The sequence below is a fragment of the Embleya sp. L77 genome (genome assembly GCF_055557415.1).
On sequence record NZ_CM145710.1, the window covers coordinates 325,984 to 346,559 of the forward strand.

Sequence of the window (20,576 nt, forward strand, 5' to 3'; positions counted from 1 at the left end):
CCCGGGGCGGGGTGGATCGTGCCATGGACGGGGCACCTCCTCGAAGGGCGGCGGATACGCCAGTGGTCGATCACGCTAGGCAGGGCCGGAAACCCCCGTCTCGTCGTCCCGGACGAAGAACCGCTACCGAACCTGTGCACGCCTCCAATGCCCGACATCGGGTGGCGTGCGTGCCCGCTCGTCAGGCCGGCACACACGTCGCGGGCCGACCGACCCGCCCGCGACCTCACCAACCTCCCTGAACCGTCAAGGAGTTGGTGGTCCGAGCCGGCTCGCGAACCGGGCCCGGTCCCGGGGATCCGCTTGGGGCGACGGCGCGTGGGGTGCCCTCCCTGGAAACGGTGCTGAAACCGTAGGAGTTCACGTCCGTGCTCCCGTGCTCGAACTTCTCCCCGGCCGTGCCTGCGGCATCAGCGTGCCGGTATCCACGTCACGAAGAGACTGCCTCACCCCGTTCGGGATCGGCGCTCGTGCCCCTAATCAGCGGTCTGCCAATGCTTCCGTGCACGGTGACACCACTTTTTCGATCATGATCGACAAGGGGCACAAGTCATGCCGGGCACGAAGGCCGGGAGCCCCGTTGCGGGGCCATGAAGACGGTAACGGGGCAGGCCGGGCCGCCCACTGACGACCACCCCTGGCACGGTCGAGCCATGAACCCGTCGACGCCGCATCCCGACGTCGAAGCCGCGCGTCGCAAGCACCCCAACTCCACCGCACCGAGCGGCCGCGCCCGGATCCCCGACCACCCCGGCCTCGATGACGGCCGTGCTGCAACGACCGGCCGATGGCAGACGGCTTCCCGAATCGACGCGGAAGCCCGACACACCTCGGTCGAGCCGGAAGGTCGTGCAAGGCGGCAAGGTTTGCCCGGGCTCGGTGTGTCGACGGACCGATCAGCCTTGACGAAAGACATGGAGCACCCCGGAATGGCAGCCCCGCTCGCGGGCGCCGCCGTCCCAAGGCACTCGATCGTTCAGTCCCGCGGCGGAATCCTTGCGGGATCGGGCATTGTTCCGGCGGCGCCGTCACGCGAACGTTGAGGGGTGCCTCCGCCTCGTCCGTGGCGGGGGCTTCCTCACGCGGGAGAGTCGTCGTGACCGGATATTTCGAACCGTTGACCGTGGGCAAGTTGCAGCTGCCGAATCGCCTGGTGATGGCGCCGATGACCCGTAGCCGCGCGGATCGGCGGGGGGTGCCGTCGCAGTGGGCCGCCGAGTACTACACGCAGCGCGCGTCGGCGGGACTGATCATCAGTGAGGCGACACAGATCAGCGAGCTGGGGCAGGGCTACGTCCTCACCCCGGGCCTGCACACCGACGAACAGGTCGCGGCGTGGCGCGCGGTGACCGACGCCGTGCACGCGGCGGAGGGACGGATGTTCGCCCAACTCGTGCACTGCGGGCGAATCGGCCACCCGAGCCTGTACTCGGACGGCGCGCACCCGGTCGGACCGTCCCCGATCGCCTCCGGCGAGCAGATCTTCACCGCCGACGGGATGCTCGACCATCCGACGCCGCGCGAGATGACCCTCGACGACATTCGCGAGGCGATCTCGGAGTTCGTCACGGCCGCGCGCAACGCGATGGCGGCGGACTTCGACGGGGTCGAACTGCATGCCGCCAACGGGTTCTTGCTCCACCAGTTCCTCGCCGACGGCGCGAACACGCGGACCGACGCGTACGGCGGCGCCATCGAGAACCGCATCCGCCTCATCGTCGAGGTGGTCACGGCGGTCGCCGACGCGATCGGTCCGGAGCGGGTCGGGGTCCGGCTCTCGCCCGGCATCACCTTCAACGGAATCAGTGAGAGCGACACCGCCGAGGTGTACCTCGCACTGGTACGCGCGCTCGCGCCGATGCCGCTCGCGTACCTGCACGTTTTCGAGATCCTCACCCGTGACGTCACGAAGCTGATCCGCGCCGAGTGGCCCGGCGTACTGATCCTGTGCGCGCACCCGACCGCCGACTCCTTCCCCGGTACACCGGAGATCGGCGCCGAGGCCCTGCGCGACGGCGTCGCCGACGCCGTCGCACTCGCCGAGATGTGGCTCGCGAACCCCGACCTGCCCACTCGGGTCCGAGCGGGCGGCCCATACAACGCGGCCGACAAGGACACCTTCTACGGCGGTGATCACCGCGGGTACATCGACTACCCGACCCTCGATGCGAACGAGTGACCGCCGCGACCGCACGTACGCGGTCCGAGGCCGTCGCCGTACCGACGATGAACAGAGGAACAATGATGCGAGTACTGCTCAACGGCCCGCAGGGTTTCCACCTGGGGGAGGCTCCCGATCCGCGGCCGCGAGCCACTCAGGCGCTGGTCGCGGTGGAAGCGATTTCACTCAACTTCGGTGAAGTCGCCTACTGTTCGGCAAATGGTGGTGAACGGGTGGCCGGATGGGATGCGGCCGGGACCGTTGCCCGCGCCGCGGCGGACGGTTCCGGACCGGCGCCGGGCACCCGGGTCGTCACCTTCGGCTGGGATGGTGCGTGGGCCGAGCTGCGGGCGGTCGACACGGACAATCTCGCCGTCGTGCCCGACGGCATCGATTTCGGTGTGGCGAGCACGCTGCCCGTGGCGGGGGTGACGGCGCTTCAAGCCCTGCGTCGACTGGGCTCCGTCCTCGGTCGCCGCGTGCTGGTCACGGGCGCGTCCGGCGGCGTCGGCCGGTTCGCCGTGCAGCTTGCGGCGTTGGCCGGCGCGCATGTCATCGCGTCCGTTGGTAACCCGCAACGTGCGGAGGGGCTGCGCGACCTCGGCGCCGCCGAGGTCGTTCTGGGGCCCGGGGAGATGTCGGCCACCGTGTACGGCGTCCTCGACAACGTGGGCGGCGCCCAGCTGGCAGAGGCGTTCTACCGACTCGAACCCGATGGTGTCGTCCAGGCGATCGGCAGGGCTTCGCGGGAGTCGACCACCATCGACTTCGAGGTGGCGGGGACGAATTCGGCGCGGGGACGACTGGAGAACTTCAATGTCGCCACGCCCTTTGCCGACGACCTCGGGTACCTGCTCCTGCTGTTGCACGCCGGGCGACTGACTCCCCGAATCGGCTGGCGGGGCCCGTGGGAGCAGGCCGCCCTCGCGGCCGACGCGCTGCTGTCCCGCCGCGTCGCGGGGAAGGCGGTGCTGGACATCACCCGTCCGAGCACGTAGGCGGGCGCGGCTTCGCGAAGCGCGTCCGGTCGGGCCGCTTGTGCCGAACACGGCTGCCGGCAACAGCGCCTCCGCCCCTTCGCGGAACAAGGCACTACGGAACACGACTCCGAACAAGTAATTCGGCAAAACACGACTCCACGAAACACAGGGAGAAATGATGGATCTGCACCTCGAGGGCAAAACGGCCGTAGTGACCGCCGCCGCCGGCGGCATCGGGAGCGCGGTCGTGCGTACGCTGATCGCCGAGGGGGCCAAGGTGCTGGGCGCGGACCGTACGGTCTCGGCCGAGCTGAAGGCCACCGGGGCCACGACCGTCGAGGCGGACCTGCTCACCGCCGAGGGCGTCGAGGAGTTGCGGCGGGTCGCCGAAAGCGAATTGGGTCGTGTCGACCTGCTGGTCAACGGCATCGGCGGCCTGGCGGGGCTGAACCTGGGTCCGCTGCCCGATCTGGACGACGCGACGTGGCAACGGGCGTTCGAACTGAACTTCTTCGCAACCATGCGCATCACCCGTGCGCTGGTGCCGCTGCTGCGCGAGTCCGTGGTCAACATCTCCACCAGCGTGGCGCACTGGCCGGCGTCCGGGCCGCATTGGTACGGAACGTCCAAGGCCGCACTGACCGCCTTCGGCAAGGGCCTCGCCGACGAGCTGGGCCCGCGCGGGATCCGGGTGAACACCGTCTCGCCCGCTCTGATCCGCACCCCGTTGTGGGACGAGTACGGCCCCCGCGTCAGCCGGACCCGCGGTACCGACTTCCAACAGGTCATGGCCGACCTGCCCGACCGGATCGCAGTCACCCTGGGGCGGTGGGGAACCCCGCAGGAGGTCGCGAACGTGATCGTCTTCCTCGGCTCCCCGGCCGGCGCCTACGTCACCGGCAGCGACTATGTCGTCGACGGGGGGCTTCTCAAGGTCCTGTGATCGCGTCGGACGAGCCGGCCCAGCCGAAAGGCATCGTGAACGACACCGAGGCGCAGTGCCGCAAGCCGTACGACGCGGGCTCCCGAGGTGACCTGCTCGCAGGCCATCGACACCGAGACCGACATCGTCCGTTGCCCGGAGCAGTTCTCAGGCGGGCGTCGCCATGGCCTTCGTGCCGGCGGGAGTGGGGGTCGTGCCGGGCGGGGAGAGCGCGGGGGCGATCTCCAACATGACATCGCCGAAGGCGCGTACGCGCTTGTCATCGCCGTCGTGGGTTCGCCACACCAGGCCCTGCTCGACCGGTGGCATGTCGGGGACCGGGATGAAGCGGATGTCCGGTCGCTGGTACAGCAGCGGCAGTTGCGCGTCGCCGGGCACGATCGCCCGGCCGGTCGCAACCAGCGTCAACGCCTCGGCGTATGTCGCGCACGGGTCGCCGAGCCTGCCGATCGCCTGCCCGCCGGGCGTCCGCCTGGGAAAGTGGAAATCGACCCAATAGGCGGGGACCGACTTGTCTACGGCGACGAAAGTCTCACCTGCGAGGTCTTCGAACGACACCGCGGGGCTCCGCGCGAGTCGGTGGTTCGCGGCCACGGCCATGTATCTACTGCCGCGCGTGACCACCGCGCCGACAGTCAGGTCCGGCTCGTCGACGGGCAGCGCGATCACCAGCACATCCGCCGTGCCGTCACGCAACTGCGAGACATGGTGGTGCAAGTGCGTCTCGACGATGCGTACGGCGCAGTTGGGGTTCCGCAGCTCGAACACCTCACGGGCAGCGCCCACCCAGCGTCCGCCCTGATGGCCCATGAAGCCGACGGTGAGCGTGCCGGTGATGCCGCGCCCGTTCTTCTCGACCCGGGCGAGCGCCACTTTGATGGCCTCGTACAACGGCTGCAGTTCGTCGCGCAGCCCCTGACCGATCTCGGTCAGCGCGACACGCCTGCTGGTACGCGCAAACAGCGTGACGCCGAGTCGCCGCTCCGTCTTCTGGATCGTCTGCGTAACCAGCGCAGGCGACACGTGCAGACGGGCGGCGGTGCGACCGAAGTGCAATTCCTCCGCCAGCGTCAGGAATATCTCCATCTCGGCACGTTCCATCATCCCGCCCCGCCCCTGACCTCCCGATCACACAACCGACGCGAAGGATTCTGCCTCATCGTTCACCACGGCTGAACAGTGGCCGTCGTCCACCACGACCGAAAGACAGCGACGTTCCGGAGCGCTCGACCCGCCCGACCGGTCCCGGATTCGTTCGATCGAGCTTTCAACGACCGCTCAGGCGCGGCGAGACGATCAGCCGAAACCCTGAACATCGTGATCGTCATCTCGGAGGAGGTTGCGACACCGGCGGAGCCGTCGTGGACGCGTGGACCGCGCTCCACGAAGATTTCGCGGAGCACACCGGGCTGCCTTCGGGCGCTCGTGATCGGCCCCCGTCCGGCGGCCGGCCCGGTCGCGCCCGGGCCGGGCGAGGATGATGGCGCGTCGCGCCGACGGCTTGCCCGCCCCAGTACTCCGGCATGGTCGGGACGCCGATGACCGGACGGCGTCATCACCGACTCGCCGGGCGAATTCCTCGTGGTGTCCGGCAAGTTCATCAATCTGCGGGTCATCACTCCCGAGCTCGGGACTGGCGCCGCGACTACCTCGCCGCCCGACGATGGCGCACCACCCACGGCGGCCTGAACGTTCCGCTGGAGGCCATCGACCACGGCGCCGTGCGCCCAGGCTCGACATCGTTCGCCGATGCGCAGCCGTGCGATCCGACCGCCTACCTCGCCGGCCGCGACCCGCGCACCACGTGCGTGCGCGTCAAGGGCTGGGCGGCACCGGCGGCATCGGCCTGTTCGACGAAGCCACCCGCAGCGCCGTCGTCGTCCAGGCGAGTGCCATCCACGGGTCGGGCCCCGCCGCCGACACGTTCATCGCCGCCGCTGCCGGGCTCCAGCGAAGTTGGGAGGGCCGCGGCCGCCCAGGCATCGGCAACCGGCGGTTCTGGACCGTCCCGCGCACCGCGGCCGACGGCACCGTCGTGCACGTGCCTTGCGGATGGTCGTTCCACAGCGCCGGGAACGAGGCCACCCCACCGCCGCCGCACCGTGACATCTGACGGAACCGAACTCGTACACGGCCGGGAGGAACCGGTGTCCCCGGTGTTCGTGCGTCCGAGCACGACATGGAGCCCGGACGGGCCGGGGACCGACCTCGTCCGAGGGCACGCCGTGTGGGCCGGAGGCGCTGTCATCACGCACCGATTCACCGTCCGCGTCGCCGGCTCGGATATCGACTCCTACGGCCACTTCACGTTCATGAGGGGTTCCGACGAACGGCGGGCGCTGCGGGAGAATCGCGCCGCCGGCCGAACAAGTGGCCAACCTCCTCGACTCCGGCGTACCGAGAGCGTCGTAGGCCTCGACTCCCGACCCCGGGCCGGCCGATGGATACCCCGCGCAGATCGCCGCCGACCCGGACGAATGCGAAACGCGCTTCGGTGCCTGGCACTTACTGTTGCGGGGCACTCATCAGCGCTTCGGGAAGATAGGCGGACCGGGTGTCCAGCTGCCAGCCGTGCGCGAGACAGGCGAGGATGGCCGGCGTGACGGCCCCCACCGGCAGCAGGCTCCGGGCGGCCGGGTCGGCGCCGACGCTCTCGCGATGGGCCTCGAGTCGTTCCCGTAGGGCCTGCTCGAACGCGGGCTGGTCGTCGTCGAGCAGGACGCGCAACAGCCGCTGGTCCGGCGTCAGCGTCCCGGCCGTATCGAGCTGCTCGGCCGTACGCGCCCGCTCGGCGGCGTCCGGCTTGCCCAGCGGCACCGGGCCGGGGAGCGCGCCGGGATAGGGCCCCCGGACGACGGTCAGGTAGCCGCACAACGCGTTCATCTCCGCGAGGTCGGCCGGATCGGACACCGACTCCCGCTTCGAGTACGGAACGCCGTCACGGATGGCGGGCGCATAGTCCTCGCGCAGCAGAGGGCCGACCACCCGGCTCCGCTCCCATATCAGTCCGCTGATCACGGACCACACGAACGCGTCCGTCCACGTCCGCGCCGAGGTCACCGGGTCGATCGGCTCCCAGCTCTCCTCGTAGTGGAGCTCCTCGCTGCCGAGCGTCTTCGTCACGAGTGGGAGGGGTACCGAAAAGTCACCGTCGGGGAAGCATGCGAGGCTCAGCACGCCCATGGCGCACTCCGCGGCTGTGATCAGTGCGGCGCGCGAGTCGGGCGTACTCAGGGCGGGATCGGCCACGGTACGCGCGGCAACGTGATCGGCCAGTTCCTCGCCGAGTTCCCTGAGCCCTCGCCGCAGCGGCATGTCGCCGTAGCGCATGTCGTGCCACCGGCCGAAGGCCCGACGCCACATGTCCGCAAGGGCCTGCTCGATCCGCCATTCTGCGACTGCGTGACACGTCACTTCCTTGATCGTCATGTTCGCCATCCTGGCAGTACCCATCGACAGCGCAGTCCCACCCGCCTCCCCAACCTCGTATTGCGCCGGCCGGACAGCCGTCATCCATGGACAACGGCGCAGGTCGGTGACGCACTCGCTCCGAGCGCGCTGACCACCGCATCCATCGGAGGACCCAACTCGGGGGGATTGCCCGTGTCTCGCGGAGGAGGGCGGCCAGGACGTGGAGGAAGTCGCCGATCGGTTCGTCCCCTGCGGCGCGGGCCAACTTGACGCGGTAGGCGGGGGGCGATCCCGGAAGACGGGTGTGGCGGTCTCATCGGCGAGGAGGTCGAGCAGCGAGGCCCGTGGTGGAGAACGTCGGCCGTTTCGCGCCGGGTGCGAGCGACAACGAGATCCGCGCGCGGCTGGCCGGTTCCTCTTCAGGGAACGCCGGGTTCCGTCGATCGCCTCGGCCGCCCCCGCAGTGCTTCGCTTTGCACACCCGGCTGTTCGGGGCGGTGCCTCGCCTGTCGGACCGCAGACCGAGACCTTGGAACCGCCCAGGCCACCATGAGGGCCCGGGCACGGTCGTGAATCCGTGCGATGCCGGAATCCCGGTACGCCGATCGCGGCAGCGCCGCGATCGAGTGACTTCGCGATATCGCCGCACGACGCGTGCCGAGCGGAGCCACGCATCGCGCCACGGAACTCGGATCGAGGCCACCGGTGCCGCCGGCCGGCGGGGTCCCGCTCGGTAGCGCCTTTCCGAACCGGCCTGCCGGACGGTGGCAGTTCCAGTCCACGGATCGCAGTCACCGGGAGCATGGGGCAAGAGGTGATCGGGGCGGGCGGCTGCTGGGCGGCGCTCGGAAACGTCCGGGAAACAGATCGCGGGCTTCCATGAGCCGTCACGGACGGGCCATCGCCCGTCACGGACATCGGAATGGGGTTCGATTGACGATGGAACGACCGCAACCTTCACGACGTGCCGTGCTCGGCCTGCTGGGAGCCGGAGCGGCGTCCGTCGCGCTGCCCGGCTCCCCGGCCTCGGCCGCCACCGACAGCGCCATCGACACTACGGGTGCCACCTCCGCCCAGCGGGACCTGTCGGACCCGGCGGGGTACGTCAACACCCATCCCGGCACCCAAGGCCCCCCGCCCCGAGTTCGGATTCAACGCCGGCGCCGGTCTGACCTTCCCGGGAGCCGCGTTGCCGTTCGGGATGCTCCAATGGAGCCCGGACACGGTGCGGCGCGCCGGCGGCGGCGGATACGCCCACTCAGCTTGTCTTTTAACCTTGCGGTAGTTCCGCGGCCTTGCCCGAGTCCGAGCCAGTGTCGTCCGGCTTCTCGACGTAGCCCCGCCCACAAGCCCCTGGGCACGCACAGGCCCCGTTGGCGATGAGCTCCGCAGCCAGTGTCGTTGAGGTGTTCGGATGGTGGACGATCACCTGTCTCCATCTGAAGGTTCCCAGGCCGACGATGCCGGCGGCGGCTCTGTTCGCTTCCCACTCCGCGAGCCACCGGAGCGCCGAGTTCGGGACGTTCGGATTCGACAGGACGGTCCAGACCATCGAGAAGTCGTGGACATCGCCAGTCAGCACTGCGGTCAGGGCGTCCGGCGGCGTGCGCGGATTCCTGGCGACCCAAAGCCGCACGACGCCGATCTGATCGCCGGCGAGCTCCCGCAGCCGCTCCGGGGTTGTGTCCGGGCTCCGAGCCTCAAGGACACATCTATAGCCGCGCCTGCGCTCCGCTGGTGACCGCGGTTCCGGCTTCTCCATGGGCGGATCCTGACACCGGCGATGCCGACCCAGCCACCAGATTCCTGCAGGACGTGCGCGCAAGTGGAACTGGCCCGTGCGCGAACCTGGCCGATGCGCTCGGGTCGGCAGGATTCCGGTCATCGAAGGACACACGAACATGTGCGGACGATCCTGAGGCTGTGGCGGACAATCCAGCGCGTGCATCGCGTCTGACCGAACTCTCCAGACTGCGTGCTGAGTTGCGGGACTGCCTCACGCACCGGGGCGATGCGTTGTTCGAACTGATCGACGCGCTCCTGTGCGCGCACAACCCGGTGCGGTCGCTGGTCGGCCTTTCGGTTGTTCCAGAGCACCGCCGCGGCCATGGCGCTCTCTACGACGCAGTCAACCAGGGCCGGATCGACACGCGCCTGCTGCGTGATGCGCTGGCGCGGCTGCCGCTGCCTCGGGCTGCGGACGGGCGTCTAGTGCTGGCTGTCGACGTGTCGCCGTGGCTGCGGCCGGACGCGGACACGAGCCCCGGCCGGTCGTTCTGCCATACCTATGGCCGCGGCGAGGGCAAGCACCAAATGGTCCCGGGCTGGCCGTACTCGATCGTCGCTGCCCTTGAGCCTGGCCGCAGCTCGTGGACCGTGGTGCTGGACGCGGCGCGTCTCGGACCGGGCGAGGACGTCGCCGCGGCGACCACAGTCCAGGTCCGCGCGGTCGTCGAGCGGTTGGTCGCGGCCAGGCAGTGGAAGCCGGGCGACTTGGACGTCATGGTTGTCCTGGACGCCGGTTACGACATCCCCAGGATCGCCCACTTGCTGGCGGACCTGCCGGTCGAGGTGCTCGGACGGATGCGCTCGGACCGGGTCTTGCGGCGCCCGACACCGACGTACGCGCGCCCTCCCCAGGGCGGCCGTCCACCCAAGCACGGCGACGAGTTCGTGTTCGGCAAGCCGGACACCTGGGGCAAGCCGCCGGCCGCCACAATCACCGAAACCACCCACTACGGCACCGCCCGGGCGACCGCATGGAACCGGCTCCACCCTCGGCTGACCCGCCGACGTGCGTGGGTCGGACACACCGACGAACTCCCCATGATCTCCGGCACGGTCATCCGCCTCCAGGTCGACCACCTGCCCAAAGGCGGCGACCCGAAGCCCGTCTGGCTGTGGTGGTCCAAGACCGATGCCACACCTGCCGACGTCGACCGCTGCTGGCCGGCGTTCCTGCGAAGGTTCGACATCGAGCACACGTGGTGGGAAGTCGTGCGGGAGGTGGCGCCAGGGGATCCCGGTGCGATCCACTTACAGGATCGCTTCCATGATCCGACGCAGCTCGTGTTCGGGAGGACGTCCGAAATCCAATCCGTTGCCACGGCGTTCGGCCCGCCAGGCCGACAGGGTGGGTTCGAGCAACTCCCAACGGGCGTCGGACGGATCACTCGGATAGGGACGATGTCCGGTCATGTTTTGTTGGTAGCGCTCGGCGGCCCGCCCGCCCAAGGCGTGAACGGGGGCGAACGGGGGCGTCGCCGATCAGACAGTAGCGAAGGTAGCGAATGCGGCTGACTCGAAGCGTCTTGAGCCGCATATGTCACAGGAGGCACCCGCGGTCCCAACCATGCGGATCAATCCAACACCGTGAATGCCGTATCACACTCATCCAAGGATAAAACGCTCTTTCAATGAGCGTTTTGTCCTGTCGTGTTTGGTTCCGACTACAGAAGTCGCGCCAGTTCGGAGTGCTTTCGCGGATGTGGCGTCCGCTCATGAGGTCGATCATGGCGAGGTGGATCACGGCTTCGGAGCGGTGCGGGTGTAGTCGCGGGCGAGGCGGCGGTGGTGCATGAGCCATCCGAAGGTTCGCTCGACGATCCAACGTTTGGGGAGGACCTTGCATCCCTTGGCGGTGGGGTCGCGTTGGACGACCTGGACGTCGATGCCCGGAGTTGCGCCGTGCTCGATTGCCTTTGCGCGGTAACCGGCGTCGGCCCAGACCTTGGCGGGGGTGGGGCGGCGGCGATCGCCGAGAGCAGGTGGATGCCGCCGGCGTTGTCGGAGAGGCTTGCCGCGGTGACCCACGCGGCGAGCAGGAGGCCGACGGTTGCCTCTCGGGCGATCCTGTCGGTCGTGACGCGGTGGCCGTGTCGCGCAAGGTTTCGTCATCGGATGGGGTGGTCCGAGGACCGAGTCGGCAGGTGCCGGATGCGGTCCGGGTCCGCGTCCGGGACGGCGAGGTCCGGATGGTCCCGCAGTTCCTGCTCGCGCGCCCGGTCCTCCTCCAGGTCCGCCTTGTGCGCAGCGCCCGCACCCTCTCGACGCCGGCGGCTCCGCGTTCTCGCGTCTCGAGCCGTGACCGGCTCCCGGCGGCGAAACGGGAAACCGCCTCGGCAGGCGGATCCGAGAGGGCCGTCCGGCGCTCTGCGGGTTGCCCCGTGCGCTCGGACGACAGGGGTGTGCGCTCAGCCGTGTGCCGCGGCCAGGAGCGCTGCCTAGGCTCAGCTTGCGGAACTACGCGAATTCGTTGTGATCAGGGCACCTGTCGGCGACCGCACGGGTTGCCGGATCTCGCATCGTCGCCGCCCTGCCCAAGGATCTCACCGTGCTGCCTGACGCCTGGACAACGCCCTCACAGGGCGCCGCCGCAGCAGCGCGGGGGATCGCAGAGAAAGGATCCATCTGTGGCTGCCGCTGTCGATCTGCCGTCCCTGGATGACGTCAGGTTGTTGGACCACCGCGACCCCCTGGCGCCGTTCCGGGAGCGATTCCTGCCCATCGAGGACCCCACCGTAATTGCCTATCTCGACGGCAACTCTCTCGGTCGTCCGCTGCACCGCACGCTGGAGATCATCCAGGACCTGGTGGCCTCGCAGTGGTCGTCTCGGATGATTCGTGGCTGGCAGGAGGGTTGGCTGGAACTGCCCGAACGCCTCGGTGATCGTCTTGGGGCGGCTGCGCTCGGTGCGAGTCCCGGCCAAGTGATCCTCGCCGACTCCACGTCCGTCTGTCTGTACAAGACGCTGCGTGCGGCTCTGAGTCTGCGGCCGGGCCGGGAGGAGATCGTCACCGACACGGACAACTTTCCCACCGACCGCTACATCGTCGAGTCCGTCGCTCGTGACCGGGGCCTGACGGTGCGGTGGATCGAATCGGACCCCGCCTCCGGTGTCACCGCGCAGCAGGTCGCGGACGCCGTCAGCGACCGCACTGCCGCCGTGACTCTCTCCCACGTCTCGTACCGGTCCGCGTATATCGCCGACATGCCGGCGATCAACGAGGCCGTGCATGCGGTGGACGCCCTGGTGGTGTGGGATCTGTGCCATACGGTGGGCTCCGTACCCGTGCAACTGGATGCCGGCGGCAGCGACTTCGCCGTCGGCTGTACCTACAAGTTCCTCGGCGCCGGCCCTGGCGCGCCCGCCTTCATCTACGTGCGCTCCGAGCATCAGTCCAGGCTCGTCCAGCCTGTACCGGGCTGGATGAGTTCGGCCGACCTCTACGCCATGGCGCCTGAATACCGGGCCGCCGCAGGCATCCGCGCCATGTTGTCGGGCACTCCCGCCGTCACCGGACTCGCGGGTGTCGCGGCCGGGATCGAGCTGCTCGCCGAGGCGGACATCGAGCGGGTTCGCAGCAAATCCGTCGAGCTGACCCGGCTGGCCATCGCGCTGAGCGACGCCTGGCTGGCGCCTTTGGGCTTCACTCTCGCCTCCCCTCGCAACGACGCACGGCGCGGCGCACACGTCACCCTGTCGCACCCGCAGGCAAGGAAGCTCGCCGACATCCTGATCGACAACGGTGTGATCGTCGACTTTCGTGCTCCCGACGGCATCCGCATCGGCCTGTCCCCGCTGTCGACGAGCTTCACCGAACTGTGGACCGCCCTGGACCGTGTCCGTGAGCTCGTCACGGAGGTGCTGTCGTGAGTACGCAGACCTTGGCAGAGGGCAAGGAAGCCCCGGTTGCCCATGGACTGCACCGAGGCCTCGGAAGACGGCAGATGGCACTGCTGGGGCTGGGATCGGCTCTGGGCACGGGCCTGTTCCTCGGAGCGGGCGGGGCCATTGCGCTCGCGGGCCCGGGCGTACTGATCAGCTATGCGATCGGCGCCCTCATCGCGGTGACCGTTGCCTTCGCCTTGGGGGAAATGGTCAGTGCGCTGCCGGTACCGGGATCCTTCGGAACGATCGCAGCAAGGTATTTGGGGTCACTGGCCGGCTTCGCGGTGCGGTGGATCTACTGGCTGGCGCTGATCGTGGGAATCGGCGGCGAAATGGTGGCGGCGAGCATGTACGTCCGCGTTTGGTGGCCGCAAATCCCCCTGTGGCTGGTGGTCACGGTGTTCGCCGCCGCGGTAACCGGCGTGAACGTGGTGGGGGTGGGCGGGTTCGGCGCAGCCGAGTCGGTCCTGAGCATGATCAAGGCTTGTGCGGTGACGGCCTTCGTCCTGATCGGTGGAGTGCTCATGGTTTTCGGGCTTCCTCACCGGCCTGCCACGGGAATCGGCAACTGGACCGCGCACGGTGGATTCCTTCCCCAGGGCACCATGGCGATCTGGCTGGCGATGTCCATCGTGGTGTTCAGTTTCGCGGGCATCGAGCTCGTCGCGATCTCCGCCCCGGAAGCCAGGGAGCCGGGGCCGGCGCTGCGCAGCGCCCTGCGTTCATTGATCATCCGGCTGACGCTGTTCTACCTGGGCGCCATCGCCGTGATGCTCGCCGTGACTCCCTGGCCCGACCTGGCCGGAAGCCACTCCAGCGAGAACAGCCCCTTCGTGGTGATGTTCGATGCCGCGGGCGTGCCCGCCGCTGCCGCGGTCACCAACTTCGTCGTCCTGGTCACCGCCTTGTCCGCCGCCAACGCGAACCTCTATGCCAGTGGCCGGATGCTGCACTCCCTTGGCAACGACGGTTACGCCCCGCGTGCCCTGGGGGTGACAACCGGCCGCGGAGTGCCGCGCGGGGCGATCCTGCTCTCCGCGGTGGCGGTCCTGGCCGTCACCGCGCTGGCCGCATCACGCGGCAACCGTGTTTTCTCCCTTCTGCTGGCCCTCGGTACATTCGGGGTGATCGCCGTCTGGATCATCATCCTGTGCACTTTGCTGGCCTTCCGCACGGACCCGAACAGGCCACCGTCCGCCATGCGTCTGCCGGGTGGCAAGGTCATTCCGCTGCTGGGCATCGCGGCGCTCTTGTCGGTCTACGCAACGGGCCTGTACGTGTCCGACATGCGCTTGGCCTGCTATGTCGGAATCCCCGTGCTCATCGTGCTGGCCGTTGCCCACCGTCTGCTGCCGCGTTCGCGGCCGGGGCTCGATTCCACCACCGACCCCGACGCCTCCTGAAGAACATCATCCGGCCACGGCAGCACGGCGCGGGGGCGAGCCCCCGCGCCGTGCTGCCGTGGCTGAGCCGGGCCCTCTGGTGAGGACAGCGTGTGCGTCACCGCGGTGAGCCGAACTCGGCCTCCACCGAACGAGCCGCCTGTATCAGTGAGGCGCCCACCTCCCGCCTCCGCTCGGGGCCCAACCGTTGAGCAGGCCCCGACACCGCCAGCGCGGCGACGGCCCGCCCCGCACGATCGTGCACGGCCACACCCACCGCATGCAGGCCGCTCTCCGTGCCTTCCAGATTGACCGCGTATCCGCATGCCCTCACCTGGGCCAACTCCCGCTCCAGCGCCTCGAAATCCCCGGGCGTACGGCCGGTGAGTCTCACCAGGCCGCGAGGGTAGAGCGCGCGCACCTCGGCGGTGGTCAACTCCGCCAGGTAGGCCTTGCCGCCCGACACGGCGTACGCCGGCATCCTGGAGCCGGTGCGCACGCCTGCTTTCAGTACCCGCTCGGCCTCGACCCCGTCGACGAACACCACATCGGGCCCCTGGAACACCTGGGCGCTGATCGTCTCACCCAGCCGTGCACACAGCTCCACCAGATGGGGTCGCAACAGACCCACCAGATCGGGCCGGCGGCTCAGGGCGTGGGCGAGATCGACCAGCGCCCTGCCGGGGACGTAGGAGGCGCGGGTGCGGCCGCCCTGCACGGCGAGCCCGCGACCGCACAGGGTTGCCAGCAGCCGGTGGGCCGTGGAGGGGGACACACCCAGCCGTCGGGAAACGTCCGTGACGCGCAGCTCCGGGGTCTGCTGAAACATCAGCAGGATCTGCAGCGCATTGTCCACCGATGCGAGACCCTGAATCCTCTCCGTATTCCGCATAGAGGAATCCTCACACGATTTCGTTCCTCACAGCGGAATACCATCCTATTCTTCTTCTAGAGAGCGGATCCGGGAGACACCATGCGCACCACCGCCCAACCGTTGGCTGTCGGAATCGACTGGCGCCGTCACACCGTGCTGCATTCCCGGGACCAGGAAGAGATCGTCACCGGAGTGAGCCAGGTGCTGCGCCCCCACAGCCTCCATTGCACGGACGTCCTCGATGCCTCCTGCCTGCTGCAGCGAGTGACCGCCGGGCACGTATCGGCGATCCGGCTCCGCTACGGCCGTAGTGTCGTCGTCGACTCCGGGCCGCTGTATTCCTGCTACCTGGTCAGCCTGCCGCTGACGGGAAACGCCATCTACGAGCACGGTGGCGAAACGGTCACGGCGACTCCGCGGACCGCCACCGTGCTCAGCCCTCACCAGCCCTTCCGCATCGTCATGGACGGCGGCTACGACCAGCTCATCGTGCGGATCGACCAGCGCGTCATGGAACGCGCCCGAGACGCCCGCGCCGGGGGATCGGACGATCGGCCCCTGCAGTTCAAACTCGCCTTCGAAACCGGCTCGGCACCATGGGCCGTATGGGCCGCGGCCGCACAAGCCTTGCTGAGCAGCGACGACTTCCTCACCCAGGTGCAGCACTCACCCCGGCTGGGCGTGCACTTGGAACAGCTCCTGGCCGCCTCGCTGTTGGAGGCGCAACCCAGCACCGCCGCCGCCCCACCCGCCGGGGCGGCAGCCCCGCTGTATGTGCGCAAGGCAGAGGAGTACATCCACGCCCATCTCACCGAACCGATTACCGTCACCGACCTGGCCGAGCACGCACGGGTGAGCACCCGCAGCCTGTACGCAGGCTTCAAACAACACCGTGACATCGCCCCCATGGCGCTGGTCCGCCGGCTGCGGCTGGAATACGTGCGGCACGAACTGCTCGCGTCCACGGCCGGATCGGTGACCGTCACCGAGATCGCATTCCGCTGGGGGTTCGGGCATCTGGGCGAGTTCGCAGCGGCCTACCGCCAACGCTTCGGCGAAACCCCCTCCGCCACCCTGGCCCGCGCCGGAGACGGCACGACGGACAGGGCCTGACCCTTTGCGCACATCCGATCTCGGGCCGCGCCGGGCCGATAGATTCAGCTGTGCGCTGTTCATAGATTGAGGACATGGCACTCGCAAAACATCCCTGCAAGAGGCCACTTGTCGACCTCGGTGATCCGCCCCGTTTCACCGCCGCCGCAATCCAGGCCGCCCCGGTCTTCCTCGACGCCGCCGCCACCACCGGCAAGGCGGTCGCGCTGATCGCGGAGGCGGCCCGCAACGGCGCCTCGCTCGTGGCCTTCCCCGAAGTCTTCATCCCTGGATACCCGTACTGGAACTGGACGATGAACCCGGTGCAGGGGTCGGCCTGGTACGAGCGGCTCTACCGATGCGCCATCGACATCCCCGGCCCCGAGGTGGACACCCTGCGTGACGCCGCCCGCGCGCACGGCGTCGTACTCGTCATCGGCGTCAACGAGCGCCACAGCCACAGTTTCGGCGCGCTGTACAACTCGCTCGTCACCATCGGCCCCGAGGGCGATCTCCTGGGTGTGCACCGCAAACTCGTGCCCACCTGGGCCGAAAAACTCACCTGGACCGGCGGTGACGCCGGCACCCTGCGCGTACACTCCACCCCCATCGGTCCGCTCGGCGCGCTGGCCTGCGGCGAGAACACCAACACCCTGGCCCGCTTCACACTGCTCGCCCAGGGCGAACTCATACACACGGCGCACTACATCGCGCTACCCGTGGCGCCTGCCGACTACGACATGGCCGAGGCCATCGCCGTGCGCACCGCCGCCCACAGTTTCGAAGGGAAGGTGTTCTCCGTCGTCTCCTGCTCGGCGGTCTCCCAGGAGATCGTGGACACCGTCGCGGGCGACGACGAGGAGACGCGCCGGCTGTTCGCCCGGCCGCGCAGCGCGCTGTCGGGCATCTTCGGTCCCGACGGCCGGCCGGTGAGCGAGCCGCTCGTCGACGACGAGGGCATCGTCTACGGCGAGATCGACCTGGCGCGCTGCATCCAGCCCAAGCAGATGCACGACATCACGGGGCACTACAACCGGTTCGACATCTTCCGCCTCCACGTCGACAACCGCCCCCAACAGCCCGTCACCTTCGCCGCCGACTTCCCCTCCCGCCCCGCATCCGCCCAGGAGGAGGCATGACCACCGCTTACGACGACACCCAGGTCGGACGCGCACGCGTCACCGAGACGCCCGAACTCGCCGCCTACTACAAGGAACTCGCCGCGCAGGAAGCGGGCGCGCTGTGGACCGTCGCCAACGACATCGAGCCGTGGTACCCGCAGCCGAGGTCGGTCCCGACCCATTGGCCCTACGCCAAGTTGCGTCCCCTCGTCCGCAAGGCACTGTCCCTGGTGGCGGCGGATGACGCCGGACGCCGGGTCGTCATGCTCACCAATCCGGGCCGGCGAGACGTCAGTGCCGCCGTCGGCCTGTTGTATACCGGGTTGCAGATCATGGGGCCGGGTGAGGCCCTGACCGCACACCGCCACCAGGCAGCGGCCCTGCGCTTCGTCCTCGAAGGATCGGGCGCCTGGACCATCGTCGACGGGCAGAAGATCAAGGTCGGACCACGCGACTTCGCCATCACTCCCAACGGCACCTGGCACGAGCACGGCAACGAGTCGTCCACCACCCCGTGCATCTGGCAGGACGGCCTGGACATCCCGTTGGTCAACGCGCTCGACGCGCCTTTCTACGAGGTCCACCCCAATCTGCGACAAGAGTCCGGAAAGACGGTCGACTCCTCACCGCCGACCTATGGGGCCCCGCTGCTGCCCTACGGCACCGAACGCTGGACCAGGCCGTACTCACCACTCCTTGCCTTCCCGTGGGAGCCGACCTACGAGTCGCTCCTGAACCTGGCCCAGGCGCACGAAGGCTCACCCTTCGACGGCTCGATCATGGAGTACACCAATCCGCTCACCGGCGGCTCGGTGATGCCGACGATGAGCGCGCACATCCAGCTCCTGCGCCCCGACCAGCGCACCCGGGCACACCGGCACACCGGCTCGGTCGTCTACACCGTCGCCAAGGGAAACGGCTACTCCATCATCGACGGACGCCGCCACGACTGGAACGACGGCGACATCTTCTGCGTGCCTTCCTGGTCCTGGCACGAGCACGGCAACACCTCACGGTCCGACGACGCCGTCCTGTTCTCCTTCAACGACTTCCCCGTGATGCGCGCCCTGGCGTTCCACCGCGAAGAGGCCTACACGGACAACGACGGCCACCAGTTGCCGACCTGGCCCGACCCGGCCGTCGCATCCTTCGAACACCGGAGCACTCCTTGCGTTTCCTCACCTTCTCCGAGCGAGACTCCGCACCTCGGCTCGGCGCCGAGACCGGAGACCACATCATCGACCTGACCGGTCTCGCCGCCGCAAAAGGCACCGACCTGCCCGACGATCTCCTGACCCTGATCGGAACCTCCGCAGCAGGTATCGACGCCGTGAAGGCCCTGGTCACCGAGCAGGACCCGCCGACGCTGCAGCAGCACACCCTCGCCCGCGCGGAAGTGTCCCTGCACGCGCCGTTCCGGCCCGGAAAGATCATCGGTGTCGGCCTCAACTACACGAAGCACGTGCAGGAATCCAGCCGCACTCTCGACACGGACAGCAGCCTCCCGACGCGGCCCGTACTCTTCAGCAAGCCCGGCACCGCCGTCACCGGGCCGGGCGGCCCCATCCTGCACGACAGCCGTCTGACCGAACAGCTCGACTGGGAATGCGAACTCGCCGTCGTCATCGGACGCACCGCCCGCCACGTAGCCGCGGAAAACGCCTGGAACCACATCTTCGGCTACAGCATCATCAACGACATCAGCGCCCGTGACCAGCGCCGCTCCGGGCAGTGGTTCTTCTCCAAGGGCCAGGACAGCTACGCCCCCTTCGGTCCGGTCGTCGTCACCCGGGACGAAATCGCGCGCCCCGTGGCACTGAACCTGTCCCTGCGGGTCAACGGCGAACTCAAGCAGAACTCCAACACCCGAAACATGCTCTTCACCATTCCGCGCCTCATCGCAGACATCACCTCCGGGATCACACTCGAACCGGGCGACGTGATCGCCACCGGCTCTCCCGCAGGCGTCGGCGCCGGCTTCGACCCGCCGCAGTTCCTTCGGCCGGGTGATCTGGTCGAGGCAACGATCGAATCCATCGGCACGCTGTCCAACCCGGTCGTCGACGCCGGCGACACGGACGCGGCAGCGGCCCTGTTCGAAGGAGCAACCCGGTGAGTCGCACCTACCGAGTCGGGCAGATCGTCCCCAGCTCCAATGTGACCATGGAGACGGAGATCCCGGCGATCCTGCAGGCCCGTCAGCACATCGAACCGGAGCGCTTCACTTTCCACTCCAGCCGTATGCGGATGACCCATGTCACCCCCGAGCAACTGAAGTCGATGGATGCCGACTCCGACCGCTGCGCCGTGGAACTGTCCGACGCCCGTGTGGACGTGCTCGGCTACGCCTGCCTCGTGGCAATCATGAGCATGGGCCTCGGCTACCACCGGATCTCCGAAGAACGCCTGCACGCGCGCACGGTCGACAACGGCGCCCCCGCCCCCGTGGTGACCAGCGCCGGAGCCCTCGTCCACGGGCTGAAGACCCTCGATGCCCGCAAAGTCGCGCTGATCGCCCCGTACATGCTGCCGCTGACTCGGACCGTGGTCGCATACCTGGAGCACGAGGGAATCGAGGTCATCGACCACCGGGCCTTGGAGATCCCCGACAACCTCGATGTGGCCGCCCACGATCCCAAGCGGCTACCGGGAATCGCCAGACGCCTGGACTACGCCCGGGCCGACGCCGTCGTCCTGTCCGCCTGCGTTCAAATGCCCTCCCTCGGAGCCATAGACGAGGCCGAACAGCTCCTGGGCCGCCCCGTGGTCTCCTCCGCGGTATGCACCGCCCATCAGATGCTGCGCTCCCTCGACCTGGCCGCGGTCGCCCCGGGCGCAGGCCACCTACTGTCCGGCTGTTACGCACAAAGCCCGACACCGTCCATGGCCTGACGGCGGACCCGGACCACAGCACAGCACAGCAGCTCGCCGCCGAACCGA

15 protein-coding genes and 3 pseudogenes are annotated in these 20,576 nt (G+C 68.8%); 12 read left to right on the top strand and 6 right to left on the bottom strand.

The window, feature by feature from the left end:
• Positions 1–1,096: 1,096 nt before the first annotated feature.
• From ACZOOI_RS31355 to ACZOOI_RS31365, 3 genes are all read left to right on the top strand, one after another.
• Positions 1,097–2,179, top strand: coding sequence for an alkene reductase (locus ACZOOI_RS31355; protein ID WP_465282931.1), 1,083 nt, complete (start codon positions 1,097–1,099; stop codon positions 2,177–2,179).
• Between the two features lie 47 nt (positions 2,180–2,226).
• The gene (locus ACZOOI_RS31360; protein WP_465282932.1) at positions 2,227–3,159 is read left to right on the top strand and encodes a zinc-binding dehydrogenase; all 933 of its coding nucleotides are present in this window, start codon (positions 2,227–2,229) and stop codon (positions 3,157–3,159) included.
• Positions 3,160–3,319: 160 nt separating this feature from the next.
• Positions 3,320–4,084 (top strand): SDR family NAD(P)-dependent oxidoreductase, encoded by a 765-nt coding sequence (locus ACZOOI_RS31365; RefSeq protein WP_465282933.1) that lies wholly within the window; start codon positions 3,320–3,322, stop codon positions 4,082–4,084.
• 147 nt (positions 4,085–4,231) lie between these two features.
• Here the strand turns inward: ACZOOI_RS31365 and ACZOOI_RS31370 are convergent, their stop codons facing one another.
• Positions 4,232–5,188, bottom strand: coding sequence for a LysR family transcriptional regulator (locus ACZOOI_RS31370; protein WP_465282934.1), 957 nt, complete (start codon positions 5,186–5,188; stop codon positions 4,232–4,234).
• A 700-nt stretch (positions 5,189–5,888) separates the two neighbouring features.
• Between ACZOOI_RS31370 and ACZOOI_RS31375 the strand changes: the two genes are divergently transcribed.
• Complete coding sequence (locus ACZOOI_RS31375) at positions 5,889–6,197, top strand: hypothetical protein (protein WP_465282935.1); 309 nt, start codon at positions 5,889–5,891, stop codon at positions 6,195–6,197.
• Positions 6,198–6,589: 392 nt separating this feature from the next.
• Here ACZOOI_RS31375 and ACZOOI_RS31380 read toward each other — a convergent pair whose 3' ends face one another.
• Entirely contained in the window at positions 6,590–7,513 is a 924-nt protein-coding gene (locus ACZOOI_RS31380) for an immunity 49 family protein (RefSeq protein WP_465282936.1), read from the bottom strand.
• A 1,252-nt stretch (positions 7,514–8,765) separates the two neighbouring features.
• Complete coding sequence (locus tag ACZOOI_RS31385) at positions 8,766–9,257, bottom strand: hypothetical protein (RefSeq protein ID WP_465282937.1); 492 nt, start codon at positions 9,255–9,257, stop codon at positions 8,766–8,768.
• A 161-nt stretch (positions 9,258–9,418) separates the two neighbouring features.
• Between ACZOOI_RS31385 and ACZOOI_RS31390 the strand changes: the two are divergent.
• Positions 9,419–10,483 (top strand): annotated as a pseudogene (locus ACZOOI_RS31390) (transposase); the annotation flags it as partial.
• 51 nt (positions 10,484–10,534) lie between these two features.
• Here ACZOOI_RS31390 and ACZOOI_RS31395 read toward each other — a convergent pair.
• Both ACZOOI_RS31395 and ACZOOI_RS31400 read right to left on the bottom strand, forming a co-directional pair.
• Positions 10,535–10,693, bottom strand: a pseudogene (locus tag ACZOOI_RS31395) (IS5 family transposase); the annotation flags it as partial.
• Positions 10,694–10,952: 259 nt separating this feature from the next.
• Positions 10,953–11,331: pseudogene (locus ACZOOI_RS31400) on the bottom strand (transposase); the annotation flags it as partial.
• A gap of 576 nt (positions 11,332–11,907) precedes the next feature.
• Between ACZOOI_RS31400 and kynU the strand changes: the two are divergent.
• Together kynU and ACZOOI_RS31410 are read left to right on the top strand one after the other, a co-directional pair.
• Positions 11,908–13,152, top strand: a complete 1,245-nt coding sequence (kynU, locus tag ACZOOI_RS31405) for a kynureninase (protein ID WP_465282938.1) — start codon at positions 11,908–11,910, stop codon at positions 13,150–13,152.
• The gene (locus ACZOOI_RS31410) at positions 13,149–14,570 is read left to right on the top strand and encodes an amino acid permease (RefSeq protein WP_465282939.1); all 1,422 of its coding nucleotides are present in this window, start codon (positions 13,149–13,151) and stop codon (positions 14,568–14,570) included. Before kynU ends, ACZOOI_RS31410 begins: the two co-directional genes overlap by 4 nt.
• A gap of 97 nt (positions 14,571–14,667) precedes the next feature.
• On the opposite strand, the gene ACZOOI_RS31415 is transcribed toward ACZOOI_RS31410, so the two are convergent.
• Positions 14,668–15,441, bottom strand: coding sequence for an IclR family transcriptional regulator (locus tag ACZOOI_RS31415; RefSeq protein ID WP_465282940.1), 774 nt, complete (start codon positions 15,439–15,441; stop codon positions 14,668–14,670).
• A gap of 81 nt (positions 15,442–15,522) precedes the next feature.
• Between ACZOOI_RS31415 and ACZOOI_RS31420 the strand changes: the two genes are divergently transcribed.
• The 5 genes from ACZOOI_RS31420 to ACZOOI_RS31440 all read left to right on the top strand — a co-directional run bounded on the left by ACZOOI_RS31420 (position 15,523) and on the right by ACZOOI_RS31440 (position 20,528).
• Positions 15,523–16,536 carry an AraC family transcriptional regulator gene (locus ACZOOI_RS31420; RefSeq protein ID WP_465282941.1) on the top strand — a complete coding sequence of 338 codons (1,014 nt, stop codon included), beginning with the start codon at positions 15,523–15,525 and terminating at the stop codon, positions 16,534–16,536.
• A gap of 74 nt (positions 16,537–16,610) precedes the next feature.
• Positions 16,611–17,654, top strand: a complete 1,044-nt coding sequence (locus tag ACZOOI_RS31425; RefSeq protein ID WP_465282942.1) for a carbon-nitrogen hydrolase family protein — start codon at positions 16,611–16,613, stop codon at positions 17,652–17,654.
• Positions 17,651–18,883 (top strand): cupin domain-containing protein, encoded by a 1,233-nt coding sequence (locus tag ACZOOI_RS31430; RefSeq protein ID WP_465282943.1) that lies wholly within the window; start codon positions 17,651–17,653, stop codon positions 18,881–18,883. The genes ACZOOI_RS31425 and ACZOOI_RS31430 overlap by 4 nt, the downstream gene beginning before the upstream one ends.
• Complete coding sequence (locus ACZOOI_RS31435; protein ID WP_465282944.1) at positions 18,805–19,752, top strand: fumarylacetoacetate hydrolase family protein; 948 nt, start codon at positions 18,805–18,807, stop codon at positions 19,750–19,752. The genes ACZOOI_RS31430 and ACZOOI_RS31435 overlap by 79 nt, the downstream gene beginning before the upstream one ends.
• Positions 19,749–20,528 (top strand): maleate cis-trans isomerase family protein, encoded by a 780-nt coding sequence (locus tag ACZOOI_RS31440; protein WP_465282945.1) that lies wholly within the window; start codon positions 19,749–19,751, stop codon positions 20,526–20,528. The genes ACZOOI_RS31435 and ACZOOI_RS31440 overlap by 4 nt, the downstream gene beginning before the upstream one ends.
• Positions 20,529–20,576 lie beyond the last annotated feature (48 nt).

What these genes read in the sequence shown, in the direction of transcription:
- ACZOOI_RS31380 (WP_465282936.1), bottom strand. Translation starts at nt 7,513, where the DNA reads ATGACGATCAAGGAAGTGACGTGTCACGCAGTCGCAGAATGGCGGATC.
- ACZOOI_RS31420 (WP_465282941.1), top strand. Translation starts at nt 15,523, where the DNA reads ATGCGCACCACCGCCCAACCGTTGGCTGTCGGAATCGACTGGCGCCGT.
- ACZOOI_RS31425 (WP_465282942.1), top strand. Translation starts at nt 16,611, where the DNA reads ATGGCACTCGCAAAACATCCCTGCAAGAGGCCACTTGTCGACCTCGGT.
- ACZOOI_RS31370 (WP_465282934.1), bottom strand. Translation starts at nt 5,188, where the DNA reads ATGATGGAACGTGCCGAGATGGAGATATTCCTGACGCTGGCGGAGGAA.
- ACZOOI_RS31385 (WP_465282937.1), bottom strand. Translation starts at nt 9,257, where the DNA reads ATGGAGAAGCCGGAACCGCGGTCACCAGCGGAGCGCAGGCGCGGCTAT.
- ACZOOI_RS31415 (WP_465282940.1), bottom strand. Translation starts at nt 15,441, where the DNA reads ATGCGGAATACGGAGAGGATTCAGGGTCTCGCATCGGTGGACAATGCG.
- ACZOOI_RS31365 (WP_465282933.1), top strand. Translation starts at nt 3,320, where the DNA reads ATGGATCTGCACCTCGAGGGCAAAACGGCCGTAGTGACCGCCGCCGCC.
- ACZOOI_RS31430 (WP_465282943.1), top strand. Translation starts at nt 17,651, where the DNA reads ATGACCACCGCTTACGACGACACCCAGGTCGGACGCGCACGCGTCACC.
- ACZOOI_RS31360 (WP_465282932.1), top strand. Translation starts at nt 2,227, where the DNA reads ATGAACAGAGGAACAATGATGCGAGTACTGCTCAACGGCCCGCAGGGT.